At 31.3% G+C, this 20,313-nt stretch carries 15 protein-coding genes and 2 pseudogenes; 10 read left to right on the forward strand and 7 right to left on the reverse strand.

The window, feature by feature from the left end; genetic code table 11:
• Positions 1-1,283 precede the first annotated feature (1,283 nt).
• From rlmN to hisF, 3 genes are read right to left on the reverse strand one after another with little or no spacing between them, the layout of a single operon-like run.
• Complete coding sequence (gene rlmN / locus CHAB381_RS08145) at positions 1,284-2,360, reverse strand: 23S rRNA (adenine(2503)-C(2))-methyltransferase RlmN (RefSeq protein WP_012109562.1); 1,077 nt, start codon at positions 2,358-2,360, stop codon at positions 1,284-1,286.
• Positions 2,357-2,884, reverse strand: coding sequence for a purine-nucleoside phosphorylase (locus CHAB381_RS08150; RefSeq protein ID WP_012109563.1), 528 nt, complete (start codon positions 2,882-2,884; stop codon positions 2,357-2,359). Before CHAB381_RS08150 ends, rlmN begins: the two co-directional genes overlap by 4 nt.
• The gene (gene hisF, locus CHAB381_RS08155; RefSeq protein WP_012109564.1) at positions 2,881-3,639 is read right to left on the reverse strand and encodes an imidazole glycerol phosphate synthase subunit HisF; all 759 of its coding nucleotides are present in this window, start codon (positions 3,637-3,639) and stop codon (positions 2,881-2,883) included. Before hisF ends, CHAB381_RS08150 begins: the two co-directional genes overlap by 4 nt.
• A gap of 77 nt (positions 3,640-3,716) precedes the next feature.
• Here hisF and rsmA point away from each other — a divergent pair, with 77 nt between their 5' ends.
• The 5 genes from rsmA to CHAB381_RS08180 are packed head-to-tail and all read left to right on the forward strand — an operon-like array spanning position 3,717 to position 9,251.
• Positions 3,717-4,526, forward strand: coding sequence for a 16S rRNA (adenine(1518)-N(6)/adenine(1519)-N(6))-dimethyltransferase RsmA (gene rsmA / locus CHAB381_RS08160; protein ID WP_012109565.1), 810 nt, complete (start codon positions 3,717-3,719; stop codon positions 4,524-4,526).
• Complete coding sequence (locus tag CHAB381_RS08165) at positions 4,510-6,543, forward strand: ribonuclease J (protein ID WP_012109566.1); 2,034 nt, start codon at positions 4,510-4,512, stop codon at positions 6,541-6,543. Before rsmA ends, CHAB381_RS08165 begins: the two co-directional genes overlap by 17 nt.
• 12 nt (positions 6,544-6,555) lie before the next feature.
• Entirely contained in the window at positions 6,556-7,515 is a 960-nt protein-coding gene (locus CHAB381_RS08170) for an HTH domain-containing protein (RefSeq protein ID WP_012109567.1), read from the forward strand.
• A gap of 1 nt (position 7,516) precedes the next feature.
• Positions 7,517-8,476: a KpsF/GutQ family sugar-phosphate isomerase gene (locus CHAB381_RS08175; protein ID WP_012109568.1), complete on the forward strand. Its 960-nt coding sequence runs from the start codon at positions 7,517-7,519 to the stop codon at positions 8,474-8,476.
• A gap of 13 nt (positions 8,477-8,489) precedes the next feature.
• Positions 8,490-9,251, forward strand: a complete 762-nt coding sequence (locus tag CHAB381_RS08180) for a pseudouridine synthase (protein ID WP_012109569.1) — start codon at positions 8,490-8,492, stop codon at positions 9,249-9,251.
• A gap of 753 nt (positions 9,252-10,004) precedes the next feature.
• On the opposite strand, the pseudogene CHAB381_RS08800 reads toward CHAB381_RS08180, so the two are convergent.
• Positions 10,005-10,082 (reverse strand): annotated as a pseudogene (locus tag CHAB381_RS08800) (endonuclease III); the annotation flags it as partial.
• 109 nt (positions 10,083-10,191) lie between these two features.
• On the opposite strand from CHAB381_RS08800, the gene CHAB381_RS08185 reads away from it, so the two are divergent.
• From CHAB381_RS08185 to CHAB381_RS08195, 3 genes and pseudogenes are all read left to right on the forward strand, one after another.
• Complete coding sequence (locus CHAB381_RS08185; RefSeq protein ID WP_012109571.1) at positions 10,192-11,007, forward strand: peptidylprolyl isomerase; 816 nt, start codon at positions 10,192-10,194, stop codon at positions 11,005-11,007.
• 9 nt (positions 11,008-11,016) lie between these two features.
• Positions 11,017-11,724: pseudogene (gene fbaA / locus CHAB381_RS08190) on the forward strand (class II fructose-bisphosphate aldolase); the annotation flags it as partial.
• A gap of 287 nt (positions 11,725-12,011) precedes the next feature.
• Positions 12,012-12,266, forward strand: coding sequence for a CBS domain-containing protein (locus tag CHAB381_RS08195; RefSeq protein ID WP_012109573.1), 255 nt, complete (start codon positions 12,012-12,014; stop codon positions 12,264-12,266).
• Between the two features lie 1,088 nt (positions 12,267-13,354).
• Here CHAB381_RS08195 and typA read toward each other — a convergent pair.
• Positions 13,355-15,163 carry a translational GTPase TypA gene (typA, locus tag CHAB381_RS08200; RefSeq protein WP_012109575.1) on the reverse strand — a complete coding sequence of 603 codons (1,809 nt, stop codon included), beginning with the start codon at positions 15,161-15,163 and terminating at the stop codon, positions 13,355-13,357.
• A 340-nt stretch (positions 15,164-15,503) separates the two neighbouring features.
• Here typA and CHAB381_RS08205 point away from each other — a divergent pair, with 340 nt between their 5' ends.
• The gene (locus CHAB381_RS08205) at positions 15,504-16,802 is read left to right on the forward strand and encodes a Na+/H+ antiporter family protein (protein ID WP_012109576.1); all 1,299 of its coding nucleotides are present in this window, start codon (positions 15,504-15,506) and stop codon (positions 16,800-16,802) included.
• Positions 16,803-17,080: 278 nt separating this feature from the next.
• On the opposite strand, the gene CHAB381_RS08210 is transcribed toward CHAB381_RS08205, so the two are convergent.
• Entirely contained in the window at positions 17,081-18,541 is a 1,461-nt protein-coding gene (locus CHAB381_RS08210) for an aldehyde dehydrogenase family protein (RefSeq protein ID WP_012109577.1), read from the reverse strand.
• 773 nt (positions 18,542-19,314) lie between these two features.
• On the opposite strand from CHAB381_RS08210, the gene thyX reads away from it, so the two are divergent.
• Positions 19,315-19,935 carry an FAD-dependent thymidylate synthase gene (thyX, locus tag CHAB381_RS08220; protein WP_012109580.1) on the forward strand — a complete coding sequence of 207 codons (621 nt, stop codon included), beginning with the start codon at positions 19,315-19,317 and terminating at the stop codon, positions 19,933-19,935.
• Between the two features lie 23 nt (positions 19,936-19,958).
• Here thyX and CHAB381_RS08805 read toward each other — a convergent pair whose 3' ends face one another.
• Positions 19,959-20,276: a hypothetical protein gene (locus tag CHAB381_RS08805; RefSeq protein ID WP_143297194.1), complete on the reverse strand. Its 318-nt coding sequence runs from the start codon at positions 20,274-20,276 to the stop codon at positions 19,959-19,961.
• Positions 20,277-20,313 lie beyond the last annotated feature (37 nt).

Consider the following 20,313-nt stretch of genomic DNA (forward strand, 5'->3'; position numbering starts at 1 on the left):
AATTTTAAATGAATTTTTCCGCTAATCTAATTTTTAAAAACAAAAACCGTTTATTTTTTTAACGTTTTATGCTAACTTATAATCTTAAAAAGCAGTGCGGTCAAAACTGATTACAGATATCAAAGAATAACAAAGAAACGCTTGAATTATGAAATTTATCAATTTTTTTATGCTATTAAAAATACAGGTAGTGTATTATGAGAGCAGATTATTTTTGATAAACTATATCGGTGTCATTGATGTTGTTACTGTACCGAAAATAAACTTGAAAAAAAACTAATAAAAAATGTTTAAGTTTATGTAACTTTAATTCAAATTTTAAATATAAAAAAGGCAATATTGAGTTAAAATTTATGAGATTTTAACTACTGGGCGATGTCAAAAACATCGCCTTTATTTATATTCTTTATAATTAAGCCTACTTTTATAATTTGTAAGCTTGCAGTATTTTTTCATATACTTATCTTTAAGCTGTTTTTGACCGTTAATGCTATATTCTAAAGCAGCTACAAAACATGCCTTCGAATAGCCATATTCACAACCAAAATTTCTATATTTTTCAGCTTCTTTTTTATTATTAAAAAATTTATTAAATTGATTGCCAGAATTTTTCATATATAAAAGATGCTAAATAACAATAAAGTGTATTGTTTGCACCATAATTTTTTATACAAAATTATCTATTAATTTCCATATCTCTATGTAAAACTTTTTCCAACTCACGTTTATTTTTATTCCTTAATAATATGCAATCTAATTTATAAATATATATTTTTAGCGCGCTGTATTATCAAAATTTTATAACTTCAATAAAAACTGCTTTTAATGTTTAGCCTACACACTTTAAAATATAGCAAGTTTTATTTTGATAAATTATGTAATTTTATGTCTAAATTTTTATTTTAAAAATTTTAATTATAATTTACAAATTTTATATAATTTAAAACACGTAATTTTTAATGAATTGTCGCAGTAGATTATTTTTTGATTTTTAGCTATGACTGCTAATGATATTTGTATGTTTGAATTTTATGGCAGCAAACAAACAACTTTATTTGCAAAACTTATTTGGCTGACCTACTGTATATTTGCAACAATTTACTATTTATTACATTTCAAATCAAATAAGTAAAATAAATCCTATTTTGCAAAGTTTTCAAAAACCGTAAATTTTATAACCTGCACTTCGCTTAATTTATGATTTTTTATCATGTAATACGACATAAATTATCCCTACAAAACCACAAATTACGACTGCCGAAACAAAAACCAATTCAACAATATCAAGCGTTGTCATTTTTTTCCTTTAAATTTTTTTCTCTTAATTGCCCGCAAGCTGCAGATATATCAAGTCCTTTGCTTTGGCGAATCGTGCAAGTAATGCCGTGAACCGATAGATAATCTTGAAATTTTATCATATTTTCTTCACTTGGACGGTGAAATTTACTTCCAATATGCGGATTGAAATAGATAAGATTTACTTTGGCTTTTATACCGTTTAATAACCTTACAAGCGTTTTAGCGTCATTTATACTATCATTTACACCATCCATCACAAGGTATTCAAACATTACACGTTTGCGTAAATCAATTGGAAATTCCCTAACAGCTTGCATAATAGAAGCGATGTTATAGGCACGATTTATCGGCATTAACTTTTCGCGCAATTCGTCATTGACTGCATGAAGTGAAATAGCTAATAGCACGCCAAGATTCATTTCGCCAAGTTTTTTTATTTGACTTGAAAGTCCACTTGTACTTATAGTTTGACGACGTGGCGAAATTGCCAGCCCTTCATTTTGAATTAAAATTTTAATCGCTTTTGCAACATTTTCAAGATTATTTAAAGGCTCTCCCATCCCCATATAAACAACATTTATTCGTCTTTCATACGGGATTTTGTTTATTTTTTTTATTAAACGTATTTGTTCTACTATCTCCCCTGCACTCAAATTTCGCACAAATCCGCCTTTTGCTGTCAAACAAAATGCGCAACCTATTTTACAGCCTACTTGCGAACTTACGCAAATAGTATATCTCTTGTGACGTAAAATTTCTCCATTTTCATCCGTAATTTCATCTTTCATCGGCAAAAGCACACTTTCTATCGTTTTGCCGTCTTTTAATTCAAAAAGATACTTTTTACTTCCGTCCACGCTTTGCTCGCATTTTGATACGTTTAAGCCGCCTATATAAAATTCATTTGCCAAATCTTCACGCATTTGCAGCGGCAAATTTTTCATTTGCAAAAAATCATCTACATTTTTGTGATATATCCACTCATAGATTTGTTTAGCACGAAATTTCGGTTTTAGCAGTTCGCCTAGTTCGTCAAGCGAAAAATCAAGTAAATTTTTCAAATCAAACCCTTTGATTTCAGATGTTTTGTAAGCAGAATTTTTGCCTCTTTATAATTTTTTTCATAGTAATTATGCGCATTTTCATCACAAAAATTTGTAGAAACGAAAATTCCATAAGCAGGAATTTTAAAAGTATTTGCAACTTTTAGTATAGAGAAAAACTCCATATTTTCCATAAAAAATCCACGTTCATAAAATTTAAACGCCGAATTTTTATCCGTAGTAATAAAATTTGAACTGTTAACTTTGTATGTTTCATATGAAACATTGCCTGAAATTTCACAATTCAAAGGTGTATAAGAAAAGCTTAAAAGTGCTGAAATTTCATAATTAGCAGCATACGAACTCTCATAAACTTTTAAAATTTCACCCTTTTTATAAAGTCCGGCAGTGCCTATAAAAATTAAATTTCTAACCTTATTTTGCTCTAAAATTTGTGTTAAATTTATTGCAGTTTCGATTAGCCCAACGCCAACCGGTTTAGCAAAACTAAAAATTTCATTTTTTCCTGCGCTTATAATCATAATCTGACCTCAATATTTTGCGTGCGCAGATATCTTTTCAGATCATCTATTTTAATCTCGCCAAAGTGAAAAATTGAAGCCGCAAGCGCCGCATCAGCTCCTGCTAAAAAAGTATCACGAATGTGCTCCATACACCCTGCTCCACCACTTGCAATAACAGGAATCCCTAAAGATTTTGAAACTTTGCCTGTCAAATAGTTGTCAAAGCCGCTTTTTGTGCCATCTCTGTCCATAGAAGTCAGAAGAATTTCACCACAACCTCTATTTTCAACCTCTTTAGACCAAGAAAAAACATCAATTTTCGTATCGACTCTACCGCCATTTATAAAAACATGGTAGCCTTGATCCGTTTTTTTAGCATCAATTGCTACAACTATACATTGTGAACCGAATTTTTTAGCCGCCTCATCTATAAAATTCGGATTTTTTATTGCGGCTGAGTTTATACTGACTTTATCGCAACCGGCTTCCAATAATCTCGAAATATCGTCTATTTTTCTAATTCCGCCACCAACAGTCAAAGGTATAAAAAGTTCGCTTGCGACATTTCGCACAACCTCAACTATCGTGTCGCGATTTTCAAAACTTGCCGTAATATCCAAAAAACAGAGTTCGTCCGCGCCGCTATCATTATAAATTTTAGCGACTTCCACCGGATCTCCAGCGTCTATCAGATTTACAAAATTTACACCCTTGACAACTCTGCCATTATTTACATCAAGGCAAGGAATTATTCTTTTTGCAAAATTATTCACACATTTTCCTTTTTTTGCCTATTTTAACCAAAATTTACTTAATCAATCTATAAGAAAAATTTGGTTAAAATCAAAAGATGTATATAGCGAAAAAGAAATTTGGACAAAATTTTTTAAAAGATAAAAATGCTTTGAATAAAATCATCGAATCGATTCCCGAAAATGCTGAAAATATCGTAGAAATCGGGGCTGGCTTAGGTGATTTAACTTATGAACTTCTTAGAAAATTCAAAGTTAAAAGTTATGAAATAGATAAAGATTTGATAGAATTTCTAAAATCAAAATTTGCATGCGAGCTTGAAAACAGAAAATTTGAACTGGTTTTTGGAGATGCGTTGAAATTTTGGAAAAACGGGCTTTGTAATAAAAACTATTTTTTGGTAGCAAATTTGCCCTATTATGTCGCCACAAATATGATTTTAAAGGCGATTGATGATGAACTTTGTGATGGCTTTGTAGCTATGGTGCAAAAAGAAGTAGCCGAAAAATTTTGTGCTGAAAGCGGCGATAGCGAGTTTGGCGGAATTTCCGTTTTGGCTGATATTTTTGGAAAATGCGAGTTTTTGTTTTCCGTGCCTGCAGACAGTTTTGAACCTGCTCCAAAAGTTGTTTCGGCAGTCATAAGACTAAAAAAAACGCGGAAAATAGATGATATTTTTGAAAATAGCGTCCAATATGAAAATTTCAAAAATTTTCTAAAAATTTGTTTTTCATCACCAAGAAAAACAATAATGAAAAATCTATCGACAAAATTCGACAAAGAAATTTTACAATCTATCTTTGAAAAACTTGATTTAACTACAAATTTAAGGGCTCATGAGTTAAACTTTACCTTATTTTTTAAAATTTTTAAAAATTTAAGGATAAGAGATGAACGAAATAAATGAAAATGGTGAAGTAAGATTAAAAAAACAAAATCGCCATAAAAGACATAGAGAAAATCTTAAAAAATCTCAAAACGAACAAAATATAGAAGTTTCGAGCGATAAAAAATCTCAAAAAAAGCCGCACAAAAAGCCGCAAAATAGAGCTTCTAAAAGCGATATGCAAAATGATTTAGGTATAAAAGAGCAAAATCAAGCGCAAATCAATCAAAATCAGTCAAAAAAAAGACATAAAAAAAATAAAAATATCCCGAAAAGCCTGATTGGCGATGAACCATGGCAAGAGGCGACTAAAAAGGCGATTGAAGCAAATCGCGCAATACAGGAAAAAAGACTCTATCCACTAAAAAATGCAAATCGAAGCGATTCTAAAATTAGAATCACACCGCTTGGCGGACTAGGCGAAATCGGTTCAAATATGACTGTTTTCGAGACGGAAAATTCAGCAATCATAGTAGATGTCGGAATGAGCTTTCCAAATGAAAATATGCTGGGCGTGGATCTTGTGATACCTGATTTTAGTTATGTAAGAAAGATAAAAGAGAAAATCAAAGCTATTTTTATAACACACGCACATGAAGATCATATCGGCGCACTACCATATTTTTTCAAGGAATTTAACTATCCGATTTACGCTACACCGCTTACTTTAGGCATGATTTCAAACAAATTCGAAGAACATGAACTAAAAGCCGAAAGAAATTTTTTTAGACCGATTCAAAAACGTAAAATTTATCAAGCAGGTGATTTTGGTGTTGAGTTTATCCATATAACGCACTCGATTATCGATTCATCTGCTTTAGCCATAACTACAAAAGCCGGTACCATTATCCACACGGGCGATTTTAAAATCGATCACACGCCGATTGACGGTTATCCTACAGATTTGCACCGCTTGGCATATTACGGTGAAAAAGGCGTTTTACTTTTGATGAGCGATAGCACAAACTCACACAGAGAAGGTATTACAAAATCAGAAATTTCAGTCGGCAAGACTTTTGATTCTATTTTTTCACAAAGTAAAGGTCGCGTGATAATGAGTACTTTCAGTTCAAATTTGCACCGTGTATATCAAGCTATCGAAAGAGCTGTAAAATTCGGGCGCAAAGTATGTGTAATCGGCAGAAGCATGGAAAGAAACCTATTTACCGCAATGGAACTTGGCTATATACAAATAGATAAAAAAATTTTTATAGATGCCGATCAAGTTTCAAAATTTCCGGATAATGAAATTTTAATCATTACTACAGGAAGTCAGGGCGAAACAATGAGTGCGCTTTACAGAATGGCAACCGATGAACACAAATATGTAAAAATAAAACCCGGCGATCAGATCATAATATCAGCAAAAGCGATTCCTGGAAACGAATCAAGCGTATCAACGGTACTAAATTACTTGTTAAAATCTGGCGCAAGCGTGGCATATCAGGATTTTAGCGAAATTCATGTCTCAGGTCACGCATCAATCGAAGATCAAAAACTTATGCTGCGCCTGATAAAACCGAAATTTTTCTTACCGGTTCATGGCGAATATAATCACATAGTAAAACACAAAGAAACAGCAATGAGCTGTGGAATTGAAGAACGAAACATATATCTTATGAACGACGGCGATCAGGTAGAAATTTGCGAAAAATACCTAAAACGCGTAAAAACGGTAAAAACCGGCAAGGTTTTCATAGACAATCAAGTAAATAAACAAATTTCAGATGATATCGTAAAACATCGCCAAAATTTAGCCGATGCGGGAATGGTCGTAATTATCGCACAAATTGATAAAAATGCAAAATTACTAACACAAGCAAGAGTTGTTAGCTACGGTCTTGTCAGTGATAAACAAAATCAGATATTCGCCAAAGATGTAGAAGATGTAATAGTTCAATTTTTGGCTAACATAAAAGATGAAATTTTAGTTGATCACTGGACTTTGGAAACAAAAATCCGTCAAGCCGTGAGAAAACACATTTTTAGAAAACTGAAAAAATATCCGACAATTGTGCCTGTAATATATTTGATGTAAAAAGGTATCAGAATGAATAAAGCTACAGAAATTGCAAAGGAAATTTTAGAAAAAGAACAAAGGCCGTTAAATCCAAGTCAAATGTATAAAATAGCCGAAAATTTAGGGCTTACAGAAGAGCTGAATTTCAAAGGTAAAACACCATGGGCTACTTTTGGCGCATATATTTATATGGATTTAAAAAATAACCCCGATACTATTTTTGAAAAAGTGCAGGAAAAACCGATTTTGATAATGTTAAAAGATCAACATTTTAATATTAGCGCAAAAATACAGGCTTCAAAAAATAGTAAACCTTCAAATAATGATTCACAAACTATTAAATTTAAAGAAAGAGATTTGCACCCAATTCTTGCATATTTTATAAACTTAAATCCGAATTTTAATGCCTTGCCTAAGACAATTTATCACGAAATTAGCCAAAAAAATAGCAAAGGTCTTGATAAATGGTTGTATCCTGACATGGTCGGTGTAAGTTTTGAGAAATTTAACAGTGACGAGACATATAAATTTTTGGAAAAATTTCAAAATATCCCTGTAAAATTTTATTCTTTTGAAATAAAAAAAGAAATAAATGTTAGTAATTTTAGAGAATATTATTTTCAGGCTGTTAGCAACTCAAGTTGGGCAAATGAGGGATATTTAGTTGCTTTGGATATTGACGAAAGTGATGAAGAACTGACAATGCTAATGACAAAAACGGCTCTCAGTTTTGGCATAGGGGTTTTGAGTTTGGATAGTGAAAATATAGATCAAAGCAAAATCATAGCCCCTGCAAAATTTAAAGAGCTTTTGGACTTTAGTCTCATCGATGAGCTTTCGCAAAAAAATAAAAATTTTCAAAATTTTATAAAAACAGTAAATGAGTATGATATCAAAAATGAAATAAGATACAAAGGCGAATTTGATAAAATTTTGAACAGCGAAGAAATAAAACAATATATGTTAGAGAAAAACATAAAAAGGACTTAAAATGAATGAAATTTTAAAAAATGCAAAAGATGTTTTAAAACTCGAAGCTGACGAACTTATAAGACATATTGATTTAATTGGCAATGAGATTGAAAAAGCCGTCAAATTGATACTTGAATGTAAAGGAAAATTAGTCGTAACCGGTGTAGGCAAAAGCGGACACATAGGCGCTAAAATCGCCGCAACAATGGCAAGCACAGGAACACCAAGTTTTTTTGTGCATCCTACGGAAGCACTACACGGCGATCTTGGAATGATAAGCAAAAACGATTTGGTGCTAGCTATTTCATATAGTGGTGAAAGTGAGGAACTGATTAGAATTTTGCCGCATTTAAAAAGATTTGGAGTAAAAATCATAGCGATGGCAAAAAGCCCGAACAGCTCACTTGCTAAAATGGCGGATGTTTTTATAAGCCTTGATATCGTACGCGAGGCTTGCCCTTTAGGAGCGGCTCCGACCGTATCAACCACACTGACTTTAGCGTTAGGAGATGCGTTAGCAGTTTGTTTGATGCACGAAAGAAATTTTAAAAAAGAGGATTTTGCAAATTTTCATCCAGGCGGAAGTCTTGGAAAAAGATTATTTTTAAAAGTTAGCGATGTTATGCGAACCGATGATTTACCGATTGTTAGCGACGATGTTAGTTTAAAAATTGCCATTAACACAATGACACACGGAAAACTTGGAAATGTTTTGTTAGTAGATAAAAACGGCGAGTTAGTTGCTATTTTAAGTGATGGAGATTTAAGAAGAGCCTTAATGGATGAAAATTTTGACATAAACAACAAAGCCGTAAATTTTGCAAGCAAAAATCCAAAAGTTATAGATAATCCTGAAATGTTAGCAAGCAGAGCTCTTGAAATCATAGAAAACTATAAAATTCAAATGCTTATCGTAGTGCGAAACAACAAACCGATCGGCACACTTCATATACATGATCTGATGAAAATCGGTATTTAAAACAGGATAATCAATGAGACTGAATAAATTTATTTCCCACAATACCGGCTATTCAAGGCGTGAAGCGGATGAGCTGATAAAAAATGGAAAAGTCAGTGTAAACGGACGTATTATCAGTGATTTTATAGAAATTAACGAAAGTGATAAAATACGCATAAACAAGCATTTGATAAAGCTCAAAAAAGATTTTACAATGATTATTTATAACAAACCAAAAGGCGAGTTAGTTAGTAAAAAAGATGACAGAGGAAGAAAAACAATTTACGATTCTTTACCGAAAGGATTTTCAAAATTTGTAAGTATCGGGCGATTGGATTATGCAAGTGAAGGACTTTTGCTTTTGACAGATGCGCCGGCAATTGCGACTGCTTTAATGCAAAGCAATATAGAAAGAGAGTATTATCTTAAAGTAAAAGGCGAAATTACAGATGAAATTAAAACCGCTATGAAAGATGGATTTTTTGCAAAAGATGCCACAAAAGGCGCTCATCCTAAAACAGAGATAAAATCAATGAATTTTGCACCATTCGTAGCTTTTGATATTTTTGGAAGCAGCGGCGGATATACAAAACTTCGCGTTTTAATCAAAGAGGGACAAAACCGCGAACTTCGCCGATTTTTTGGATATTTTGATTTGGAAGTTATGGACTTAAAACGTGTCAGTTTTGGAATAATAGATCTTGGAATGTTAAAAGAAAGCAAATGGAGATATTTTACAAATAGTGAATATGAAGAATTAAGGGGCTTTTTAAAAGAAAATAATATCAAATACTAGCAATAACTGGAATTAGATTGTTAAAATTTTTCAATTTATACAATAAAGATTGAAATTTCTAAAATTTTGCTGTATAAATAACAGAATAATGAATTGAAAATTAAATTATACTTAAAATTTTATTTTGAAAGCATGAGAAATATTTTTTGTAATTGTTTATCGAAATTTAATAAAACAAATATAGCAAATAATTTAAACATGTAATTATTTAAGCAACTTAACTCTATACAAAGCAGCTATTAAAACTAACAAAGAATAGATGAAAAAATTACCGCTTTTTAGTAATTTAAACAAAATATAATATATTTAAAGCTAAAGAAGCCTTTTATGATATAAAGAAGTAAAATAACTTTAAAAATGAACTTAATATTGCGCAAGTTAAGATTAAATACAAATACCTATTAAAAACTGATAAGAAAAATAGTTAAATTTTAAGTGAGCCGATTTCAAAAAATAGAGTAAAATAAATGACAAAACTAAAATTTTTAACTTTATTGAATTAAATTTCAACATAAAAGCGGAATTTTTATTTATTAAAATTCGTAAATCGCTATTTTCAGAAAACAAAAAAGCAAATAACTGTTTGCTGTAATTTATAAACATAATAGATGCGGTTTTTTAGAAAAACTATATTTGATTTGGTTATAAAAATTCCTAATTTATTAAAACTGACAAGTTTTCAAGAAATTTAAGTAAATCTGATTTTACTCTTTTGTCGATACGTTTAGCTAATAATGTAATGCAAAGCTACTACTCATAAAGATTTTTAAATTTAAGTTCTGTAACTGGTTTGTCAAAATGCTTTAGAAATAACTCTTTTATTAAATTTATCTCTTTTTTTGATTCTCATTTTAAGAATTTTAGCCTAAATTTTGCAAAAATTAAGTATTTCTTTGCCATTACCGGATATAATAATTTAATTTTTTAAGAAAGGTTTTATATGAAAAAAGTTTTATTTACAGCTTTAAGCTTAGCAGTAGCTATGAATTTAAATGCTAAAGTTTTTGCAACAGTTGATGGAAAGGACATAACTGATGCTGATCTTACACCTATGCTTGCAGGAATGCCGGGAGTTAATTTTGAAGCTCTTCCAGCTGAACTTCAAAATCAAGTAATTGATAAGGCAATTGATTTAAGATTGTTAATCAATGAGGCTAAAAAAAACGGTATTGAAAAAGATGAGCTTTATAAAAAACAGCTTGAAATTGCAAAAGATAATATTGCTTTAAGAACTTGGCAAGAAAAAGAGTTTAACAACATAAAAGTAAGCGATAAAGAAATAGAAGATTTTTATAATAAAAACAAAGATAAATTTATTGAGCCGGCATCTATTGCAGCTAGCCATATTTTAGTTGAAAAAGAAGATAATGCTAAAAAAATTATAGCTGATTTAAGTAAGCTAAAAGGTGATGCGTTAAAGAAAAAATTTGCTGAAATTGCAAAAGAAAAAAGTCTTGATCCAAGTGGTAAACAAAATGGTGGAGATTTAGGATACTTTGTAAAAGAGCAAATGGTTCCTGAGTTTGGTGAAGCAGCCAATAAGCTTAAAAAAGGTGAGCTTACTAAAACTCCTGTAAAAACTAAATTTGGCTATCATATAATACTTAAAAATGATGCAAAAGATAAAAAGCAACTTGATCTAGCTGAAGTTAAAGACCATATCAAAAACATTGTAAAACAAGAGAAATTTCAAGCAGATTTTGAGAAAAAAATAAAAGATTTAAAATCAAAAGCAAAAATTGAATATAAAAAATAAGGATTTTAAATGGATGTTTTAGATGTTGTAAATGCAGGTGTTTTAGGCGGCGATGAAGCGATCAAGCTTTATAAGTGAGGGATTTGCTATAATGTAGTTGGAACAAATTCTATAAATGCAGTTTTAGAAAGCGCAAAAAAAGTTAATTCACCCGTAATAGTCCAGTTTTCAAATGGTGGAGCAGGTTTTGTGGCAGGAAAAACCTGCCAAGAAGCCGATGTTTTGGGGGCAATAAGTGGAGCAAGACATGTTCATTTGCTAACAAAACATTATGGCATTCCTGTGATTTTACATACTGATCATGCTGCTAGAAAACTTCTTCCTTGGATTGATTCTTTAATTGAAGCTAGTAGAGAAAATATCAAGCTTTTTAAAAAACCACTTTTTACTTCTCATATGCTTGATTTAAGCGTTGAGAGTTTGGATGAAAATTTAAGTACTTGTGAAGAGTATCTTAAAACTCTAAGCAAATTAGACATAGCTTTGGAAATTGAGCTTGGAGTAACTGGTGGAGAAGAAGATGGTGTTGATAATACAAATGTTGATAATGCACTTTTATATACTCAGCCAAAAGATGTTGCTCAAGCATTTGAAAGACTTGGTAAAATAAGTGATAAATTTACAATTGCAGCAAGTTTTGGTAATGTTCATGGTGTATATAAACTAGGCAATGTTGTTCTAAGACCTGAAATTTTAAAAAATTCCCAAAAATTTGTATTAGAAAATTCAAATCCGAAAGTGCAGAAACAACTTCAAAATAAGATATAATTCACTTATAATTTATCAACATATAAATTTAAACTATCAATTTTAAAACACTCAGAGTATCAACAGTTAAAAAATATTTGGAAATTTCAATAGAATTACTACCTTTAAATATCGACGGTAAAGAATTCTCTAAAGAAATTAAAGCTTCAGATGTTAGCGACAATTTAATGTTTTTAAAATCCATAAGATTAAAATTTTAATTATACATATAACCGATTCCGTTAAGCATTGTCAGTTTGAAAATCGCGATAAATTCGATAACACACGGAAAACTTGGAAATGTTTTGTTAGTAGATAAAAACGGTGAGTTAGTTGCTATTTTAAGTGATGGAGATTTAAGAAGAGCCTTAATGGATAAAAATTTTGACATAAACAACAAAGCCGTAAATTTTGCAAGTAAAAATCCAAAAGTTATAGATAATCCTGAAATGTTAGCAAGCAGAGCTCTTGAAATTATAGAAAACTATAAAATTCAAATGCTTATCGTATAAAAAATGAAAAAGTTAGTAGAAAATACGGTTAGATACTAACAAAACGTTAGAATTTTGTTTGTATATTAAATTAGCCAGTGTTAAAAATGCGGAAATTGGCAAATTTCAATTAAATAACTAATAAAAAAATTTAAATTAATTTTACAAACAATAAATTAACCAAAAAAATATGTATTTAAAATTTCAACATTTACAAAAAGTAATTTATTTAACAAAATTTTACGATAAAATCCGAAACAGTATAAGATAATATTTAAAAATGGTTAAAAAGTGAAACCGGATAAAATTTTTAATTTTATTGAATTAAATTTCAACGTAAAAGCGGAATTTTTATTTATTAAAATTCGTAAATCGCTATTTTTCAGAAAACAAAAAAAGCAAATAACTGTTTGCTGCAATTATGAAAATAAATGGTATAAAAATTAGACTTGTAAAAGACGAATTTGGATTATAAATCTAAAATGCGAGTCCACTTTGAGTATAATTTTAAGAGATAATAAGCAAATATTCCTGTGTATCGTATACATAAAACTCTAGTCGATAAGCATAAATTTAAACTCAAAAATAGATATAAATTTACTATTTAATCTAATAAAATTTGGTTTTAAATTAGTTAAGAAAAACTAAATTTCATAATATTTTTTTTAAATTAAACAATTTTGATTTTTTATCTTTTATATATAAAAATGACGAAGCGGAGCCAAAAAAGAGCCATAAATCAGTTTTAAAATACAGTTATTTAGTAAAGAAATAATATTTTACTAAAAAATTTGAAAAACTTAAGTCAATTGCAAAATCTTATAAATGTATTTATCTACGGCTCTTTGCTATATTTTATTTATTAAAATTATTTTTTCTTTCTTATAAAATTTATTTAAATATTTTTATATGCTTTGTCATTTTGCGTTTACCATCTTAAAGCACTTTTGAAACTTATGGTTTAACTGATAATAAATTATTTCTTAAAACTTTTGAAATTATACCAACTGCAAATACGTAAAATTTTAAATTAAAATATAAAAAGATGAAACTTCGGCGAAATTTTTAAAATCGTTTGAAATTTTTAAATTTCACCGAAATTTAGAAGATTATTTTGTTTTATTTGCCATTCTACGGCGTGTAATAGGATCCAAATAGCGCTTTCTAACACGAATATTTTGCGGCGTAACCTCAACAAGCTCGTCTTCTTCAATCCATTCAAGCGCTCGCTCCAAATTTAAAATTCTTGGCGGAACCAATTTTATCGCGTCATCACTTCCGCTAGCTCTGACATTTGTAAGATTTTTGCCTTTGATAGGATTTACGTCCAAATCGTTCGGTCTACTATGCTCACCAATTATCATACCTATATAAACCTTAGCTTGTGGTGCTATGAAAAGAACTCCGCGATCTTGCAGATTCCAAAGAGAATAAGCAAGCGCAACACCGTTTTCCATACTTACCAATGAACCGTTTGTTCTATGCTCGACATTTCCTATCATAGGACGAAATTCCAAAAAGCTATGATTCATAATGCCCTCGCCTTTTGTATCCGTCATAAATTGAGACCTGAAGCCTATTAATCCGCGCGCCGGAATCTCAAACTCAAGGCGTGTTTGGCCATCACCCGTAGGAACCATTGTTTTCATTTCGGCTTTGCGTTTACCAAGCTTTTCAATAACAACTCCGGTACACTCATCAGGCGCGTCAATAACCAAATGCTCAAAAGGTTCACATTTTACGCCATTTATTTCTTTTACAATAACTTCGGGTCTTCCAAGACAAAATTCAAAGCCCTCCCTACGCATATTTTCAGCTAAGATTGTAATTTGAAGTTCGCCTCTGCCGCTTACTTTAAATTTTCCTTCTCCTACATTTTCATAACGCATGGCAATATTTGTTTTCATTTCGTTTTCCAAACGTTCGTCAATTTTATTTGAAGTTACAAATTTTCCTTCCGTTCCTGCCAAAGGTCCATCATTTACGCTAAAAATTACGCTTAAAGTCGGTTCTTCGATATGCAAAGCTTCAAGCGGTTTAGGATGTGCTGGATCTACTATACTGTCTCCTACATCAAGCGCATCAAATCCGGCAATTGCTACGATGTCACCAACTCCTGCTTCGTTTATTTCACGTCTTTGAAGTCCCAAAAAGCCGATAAGCTTACTGATTCTTCCGGTTTGTCTTGTGCCGTCGGCTTTTATAAGCATTACATTCTGATTTTTTGAAATTTTGCCGTTAAAAATTCTTGCAATGCCGATTTTACCTACATAATTGTCATAATCAAGCGTAAAAACTTGAAGTTGCAAAGGATTTTCATCTTTTCCGCTAGGACTTGGCACATGGGCTATAATAGTCTCAAATAACGGTTTCATATCGTTATTTGTATCGTCTAAAGCATATTTTGCATAACCGTTTTTTGCAGCCGCATAAATAACCGGAAAATCAAGTTGTTCATCATTTGCGCCAAGCGCTACAAAAAGATCAAAAATTTCATTTATTACTTTGTCAGGATTTGCAGCCGGTTTATCAATCTTATTTATTACGACAATCGGACGCAAACCTAAAGAAAGCGCCTTTTTAACGACGAATTTAGTTTGAGGCATTACGCCTTCCTGTGCGTCAACCAAAAGCAAAACGCCATCAACCATTTTTAGCACGCGTTCTACTTCTCCGCCAAAATCGGCGTGACCCGGAGTATCTATGATATTGATTTTAACGCCATTATAATTAATGGCAGTATTTTTTGATAAAATAGTAATTCCACGCTCTTTTTCTATATCGTTACTATCCATCACGCGATCGCCTACGACTTCGTGATCATTAAAAGTTCCTGATTGCTTTAAAAGTTGGTCTACAATTGTCGTTTTTCCGTGATCTACGTGCGCAATAACTGCAATATTTCGTATATTTTCCAAATTTTTCTCCTGTGTATTAAAACTTATGATTATACAAAAATTTTGCTTATAAAATATTTTAAAAATTTTCGTCAGTCTTAAACATTCATTGAAATATTTAATTAAAAAAATATTTTTCTTTACCGATGGTAATCACATAAAAACGTTTTTATACTAACCGTTAGTAAATTGTTAGTTTGTTTTGTTTGGCGCTTTATGTCGAAATTTTATAATAAAAGCATTATTTCAACTTTACTGACAAACAGGAAATTATTTCATAATATTTTTTAAACTGAAATTTCGTAATTTTAGTTAAATTTCGTTATACTCTTCGCGAAAATTTTAAATTTTAAGGAAAAAAATGCTGACAAATCCTGTTTTAGTGAGTATAATCGTGATGATGGCACTATGCCTTTTAAGATGTAATGTGATGCTTTCGATTTTGATTTCTGCAATGATTGCTACGTTTTTAAGTTCGATTCCATTGGACAAAGCCTTATCTCTTTTCATAGACGGAATGGGTGGAAATTTGGAAACCGCGCTTTCATATATACTTCTTGGCGTAATTGCAACAGCGATTTCGAAAACAAATCTTACGACAATTCTAGTAAATTTTGTAGCCTCTATAATAACCGGCAAAAAATATATTTTTATATTTTCAATAGCATTTTTTTCATGTTTTTCGCAAAATTTAATACCTGTTCATATTGCTTTTATACCGATTTTAATTCCACCGCTTCTTAGCGTGATGAATCGTTTGAAAATCGACAGACGCGCCGTAGCCTGCGCTCTTACATTTGCTCTTCAAACGCCGTATATTTCTTTGCCGCTCGGTTTTGGATTGATATTTTTCGGACTTATACAAAAAGAATTGCAACACAATGGAATAAATGTCGCAATTAGCGATATCGGCTCTGTTATGTGGCTATCAGCGATTCCTATGATTTTTGGGCTTATTCTTGCCGTTTGGTATTTTAGAAAACCTAGAGAATATAAGCAAAACAATCAAACCGAAAATGAAAAAATAAATTATGAAAAACCGAAAATGACATATAAAGAATTTGGTGTGCTAATTGGAGTTACGGCAACTTTTATCGTGCAACTTTTATCTTCATCAATGCCGTTGGCTGCGCTAATAGGAATTATCGCTATGATTTTAACCGGAGGAATCAAGTATAAAAAAATGGATGAAACTTTTAACGGCGGCGTACATATGATGGGCTTTATAGCTTTTATTATGCTGGTAGCGGCAGGTTACGGCGCAGTCATTCGTGAAACGGGCGGAATAAACGAACTTGTCAATTTAGCGGCTTCTTTTTCTAACGGAAAACTTGGTGGCGCAATTTTAATGCTTGTAATAGGTCTTTTTGTAACAATGGGAATCGGCACAAGCTTCGGTACAATTCCAATAATTGCAGCGATTTATTGTCCGCTTGCAAGCACGCTTGGCTTTAGCATTCCGGCTACAATTTTACTTATAGGAATCGCGGCGGCCGTCGGAGACGCAGGAAGCCCGGCAAGCGACAGCACCCTTGGACCTACTTCCGGATTAAACGCTGATGGAAATCACAATCATGTCTGGGATACTTGCGTGCCTACGTTTATATTTTTTAACATACCGTTAATTGTTTTTGGTGTAATATTTGCGGTATTTTTGTAATGCTTGAAATAAAATACAATAAATTGCCAAATTTTGCTTTAAAAAAATGAAGTATATGAGATATTTATATACTTCATTTTTTATGAAATTTTATCAATAAAATTTGAAATATTGACAAAATTCTTAAAAACTTTGAATGTCTAATGCGGTAATTAAATTACATAAATTATGTTTTTAAAACAGCTTTTCATACCATAAAAGATTTTTTAGCAAAAATGTTATTATGTAGAAAAGATTTTATAAGAAATTTAAAAGCCCCGAATTTATGGGGCTTAATTTTAGTAAAGACCCGATGTTTTACCTGTCAGATCAATCATAATATTTTTAGCTTGAGTATAATGATTCAGTATCATTTTATGAGTTTCTCTGCCGATACCAGAGTTTTTATATCCACCAAACGGAGCACCTGCCGGAATTTGATTGTAACAGTTTATCCAAACTCTTCCGGTTTCCATACTTCTTGCCGTTCTTAACGCTTTTGTAATATCTTTTGTAAAAACACCGCCGCCTAAACCATACTCGCTGTCATTTACCATTTTTATAAGTTCATCTTCGTTTTTAAACTTAATAACAACGCCAACAGGCCCAAAAATCTCTTCTTGTGCTACTCTCATATCATTTGTTACATTTACAATTAAAGTAGGCTCTATAAATGCTTCTCCGGCAGCTGATCTTTTACCGCCAACTACGATTTTTGCGCCCTCTTCCAAGGCGATATCTATATAATGAAGCACTTTATCAGCTTGTTTTTTATTGATTTGAGAACCCATTTGAGTATTTTTATCAAGCGGATCTCCTACTTTTATATTTTTAAACTTCTCGACCGCCTTTTTTATAAACTCATCGTAAATGCCCTCTTCTACAAATATCCTGCTTCCTGCGCAACAAACTTGTCCTTGATTAAATAAAATTCCCATTTGAACACCATCAAGTGCTTTTTCTATGTCGGCATCAGCATATATTATATTTGCACTTTTTCCGCCAAGCTCCAAAGTCGCAGGTATAATTCTTTTAGCCGCTGCAATTCCTACATCTCTACCGACTGCTGTTGAGCCTGTAAATGCAAGCTTATCAATACCGGGATGCTCTTTTAGCCATTCGCCCGATTTGCTTCCTCTTCCTGTTATCACATTTACAACACCTTTTGGCACCACATCTTTGATAAGTTTCATAAGCTCCAAAATGCTTAGACTTGTCTCACTTGACGGTTTAAATACAGTTGTATCACCGGCTGCAATAACAGGAGCCAGTTTCCAAGCTGCCATTAAAAATGGAAAATTCCAAGGAACTATCTGTCCTACAACGCCAATCGGCTCTCTTAAAACCACACTTAAAAGCTGCTCGTTTAAAACATTTGCACTTCCCTCTTCGCCTAAAATAACACCGGCAAAATATCTAAAATGCTCAGCTGCATAAGGAATATCAACATTTAAAGTCTCTCTAATCGGTTTTCCGTTATCCATAGTTTCAACTTTTGCCAAAAATTCTTTGTTTTCATATATAATATCAGCTATTTTATTCAGTATGATCGAGCGTTCATTTACAGTAGAATGTTTAAATTTATTAAAAGCTTTTCTAGCCGCTTTTACAGCGCTATCGACATCCTCTTTTGTGGCATCCGTGATAGTAGAAAGCATTTTTCCGTTTGATGGATTAAAGACATCTATTGTCTCATTTGAGCTTGATTTTACAAACTCTCCATTAATAAACAGATCGTATTTTTTTTCTAAACTTGACATATCTTCTCCTTAAAATAATTTAAAGAGATTATATAATTTTTAATTAAACGAATAAATTATTTTAATAACAATTATTAATTTAAATCAGCGCGGAGCTTATTTTTCCTGTCTTGTTTGCGGTTAAAATTCTTCTCTGCCAAATTAAACATCTAAAGCCGTTGATTTGCGTAGGCGCCGATAACGCTTTTATTAATGTTTAAATCATTTATAAATTTTAACGGTTAAACTCAAAACTTTTATGATAGATAAAAATTCTGAAATTTCGCCATTAATTTGCTTTGTAATTTCGTTATTTGCGTCATCTTTAAACAAATTTCCTTTAGATTTATTTTTTATCTTTTATAAAAATATAAAAGTTATTATCGTCAAATATAAAAGCAAAATTTCTTTCTTTTTTAGGTTTAAATTCTGTCCATAAAGCTGTAACTTAGTAAAAACGCGTCTCAAATTAGTCGCTGCCGTAAACTTTAAATTTTTTATTAAATTTTATGCTGTCTAAAATATCGTTATATTCAATAATATAAGAACCAAAAATTTCTCCTGTCATGATAATTAAAAGAAACACTGCAATAGAAATCAAAAGATTACTTAAAAAAATCGATCCTACAAGCATAATAACGTATATCAAAGATACAAAAAAATTGCTTTTCGCATCTCTTTTTCTCCTATTTTTTAACTAATTTTATTACTTCTTCCATAATTTTCCGTTATATTGTTTTTTTTGCAAATTTCAGTTATATTATAGTAAATTTTTTTTTGAAATAAGGCATAAAATGCAGATAAAACTTCTAAATTTCACGCCGCTTTGGGTTTGTGCACACGCTACAAGAACTTGCTGGCAAAGTTTCGCAAAAGGCGATAATGGCGGTGAAAAAGATTGTGAGCTCATAGATAGAGTCGGCAATAAATTCAAACACGCTTCCACATTGGAACATTTAAGTTATAATTTTTATATAAAAGAAATTTCGCGCGCACTTTTGCAAGAGTTGGCACGCCACAGAATGGCGAGTCTTAGCGTAAAATCTACAAGGTATACATTAAAAGAGTTAAAAAACGAGCAGGAATTTATCGCGGATGACTTAAAGCGAGCCGAAAAATATCTGGTTTTTACGGGAAATTCCGACGTTGATAAAGCTTCTATTACCGCACTTGAAAATTTACGCAAAATTTTAAATACAAACGTAAGCCTTGATATCGCAAAATATTGTTTGCCTGAAAGTTACAAAACGGAACTTACCTGGACGATAAATGCGCGATCCTTGCAAAATTTTCTTTCACTTCGCACAAGCAAATCCGCTCTTTGGGAAATAAGAAAACTTGCTTATGCCATTTTCGAAGCTTTGCCGGAAGAGCATAAGTTTATATTTGAAGATAAAATTTATAAAGAAAGCTAAGAATTTTGTAAAATAGCTTTTGGTTATTTTACAAAAACTTTATTTACAACAAAATCTTTTTGCAAAGTTTGATTAAAATCTATTTTAAAATAATATCTATCGTCAAATTTTGTGCGAAACAACAAATTTTTAAATAGCGTATTATTTTCATCGTAGCTTGAAACGCAAGTTCTTTTATATTTTAAAATATCGTCTTTTGACGGTATTTCTAATTTTTTGCAATCAATTATTTTTATGACTTCCATTAAATCTTGATCTAAAAAGCCTTTATTTTCTATTTTGTAATCTTCATAATAGTTCGCTATATAAGAAATTCCTGCAATCTTCGAAGAAAATATCAATGATAATAAAAAAATAAAAAAACATGATAAAACAATT

It is taken from the genome of Campylobacter hominis ATCC BAA-381 (assembly GCF_000017585.1).
In the GTDB taxonomy this organism is placed as follows: domain Bacteria; phylum Campylobacterota; class Campylobacteria; order Campylobacterales; family Campylobacteraceae; genus Campylobacter_B; species Campylobacter_B hominis.

Coding starts and splice junctions, on each gene's coding strand:
- CHAB381_RS08165 (WP_012109566.1), top strand. CDS start 4,510: ATGAACGAAATAAATGAAAATGGTGAAGTAAGATTAAAAAAACAAAAT.
- CHAB381_RS08205 (WP_012109576.1), top strand. CDS start 15,504: ATGCTGACAAATCCTGTTTTAGTGAGTATAATCGTGATGATGGCACTA.
- rsmA (WP_012109565.1), top strand. CDS start 3,717: ATGTATATAGCGAAAAAGAAATTTGGACAAAATTTTTTAAAAGATAAA.
- thyX (WP_012109580.1), top strand. CDS start 19,315: ATGCAGATAAAACTTCTAAATTTCACGCCGCTTTGGGTTTGTGCACAC.
- CHAB381_RS08180 (WP_012109569.1), top strand. CDS start 8,490: ATGAGACTGAATAAATTTATTTCCCACAATACCGGCTATTCAAGGCGT.
- CHAB381_RS08185 (WP_012109571.1), top strand. CDS start 10,192: ATGAAAAAAGTTTTATTTACAGCTTTAAGCTTAGCAGTAGCTATGAAT.
- CHAB381_RS08175 (WP_012109568.1), top strand. CDS start 7,517: ATGAATGAAATTTTAAAAAATGCAAAAGATGTTTTAAAACTCGAAGCT.
- CHAB381_RS08210 (WP_012109577.1), bottom strand. CDS start 18,541: ATGTCAAGTTTAGAAAAAAAATACGATCTGTTTATTAATGGAGAGTTT.
- CHAB381_RS08150 (WP_012109563.1), bottom strand. CDS start 2,884: ATGATTATAAGCGCAGGAAAAAATGAAATTTTTAGTTTTGCTAAACCG.
- CHAB381_RS08170 (WP_012109567.1), top strand. CDS start 6,556: ATGAATAAAGCTACAGAAATTGCAAAGGAAATTTTAGAAAAAGAACAA.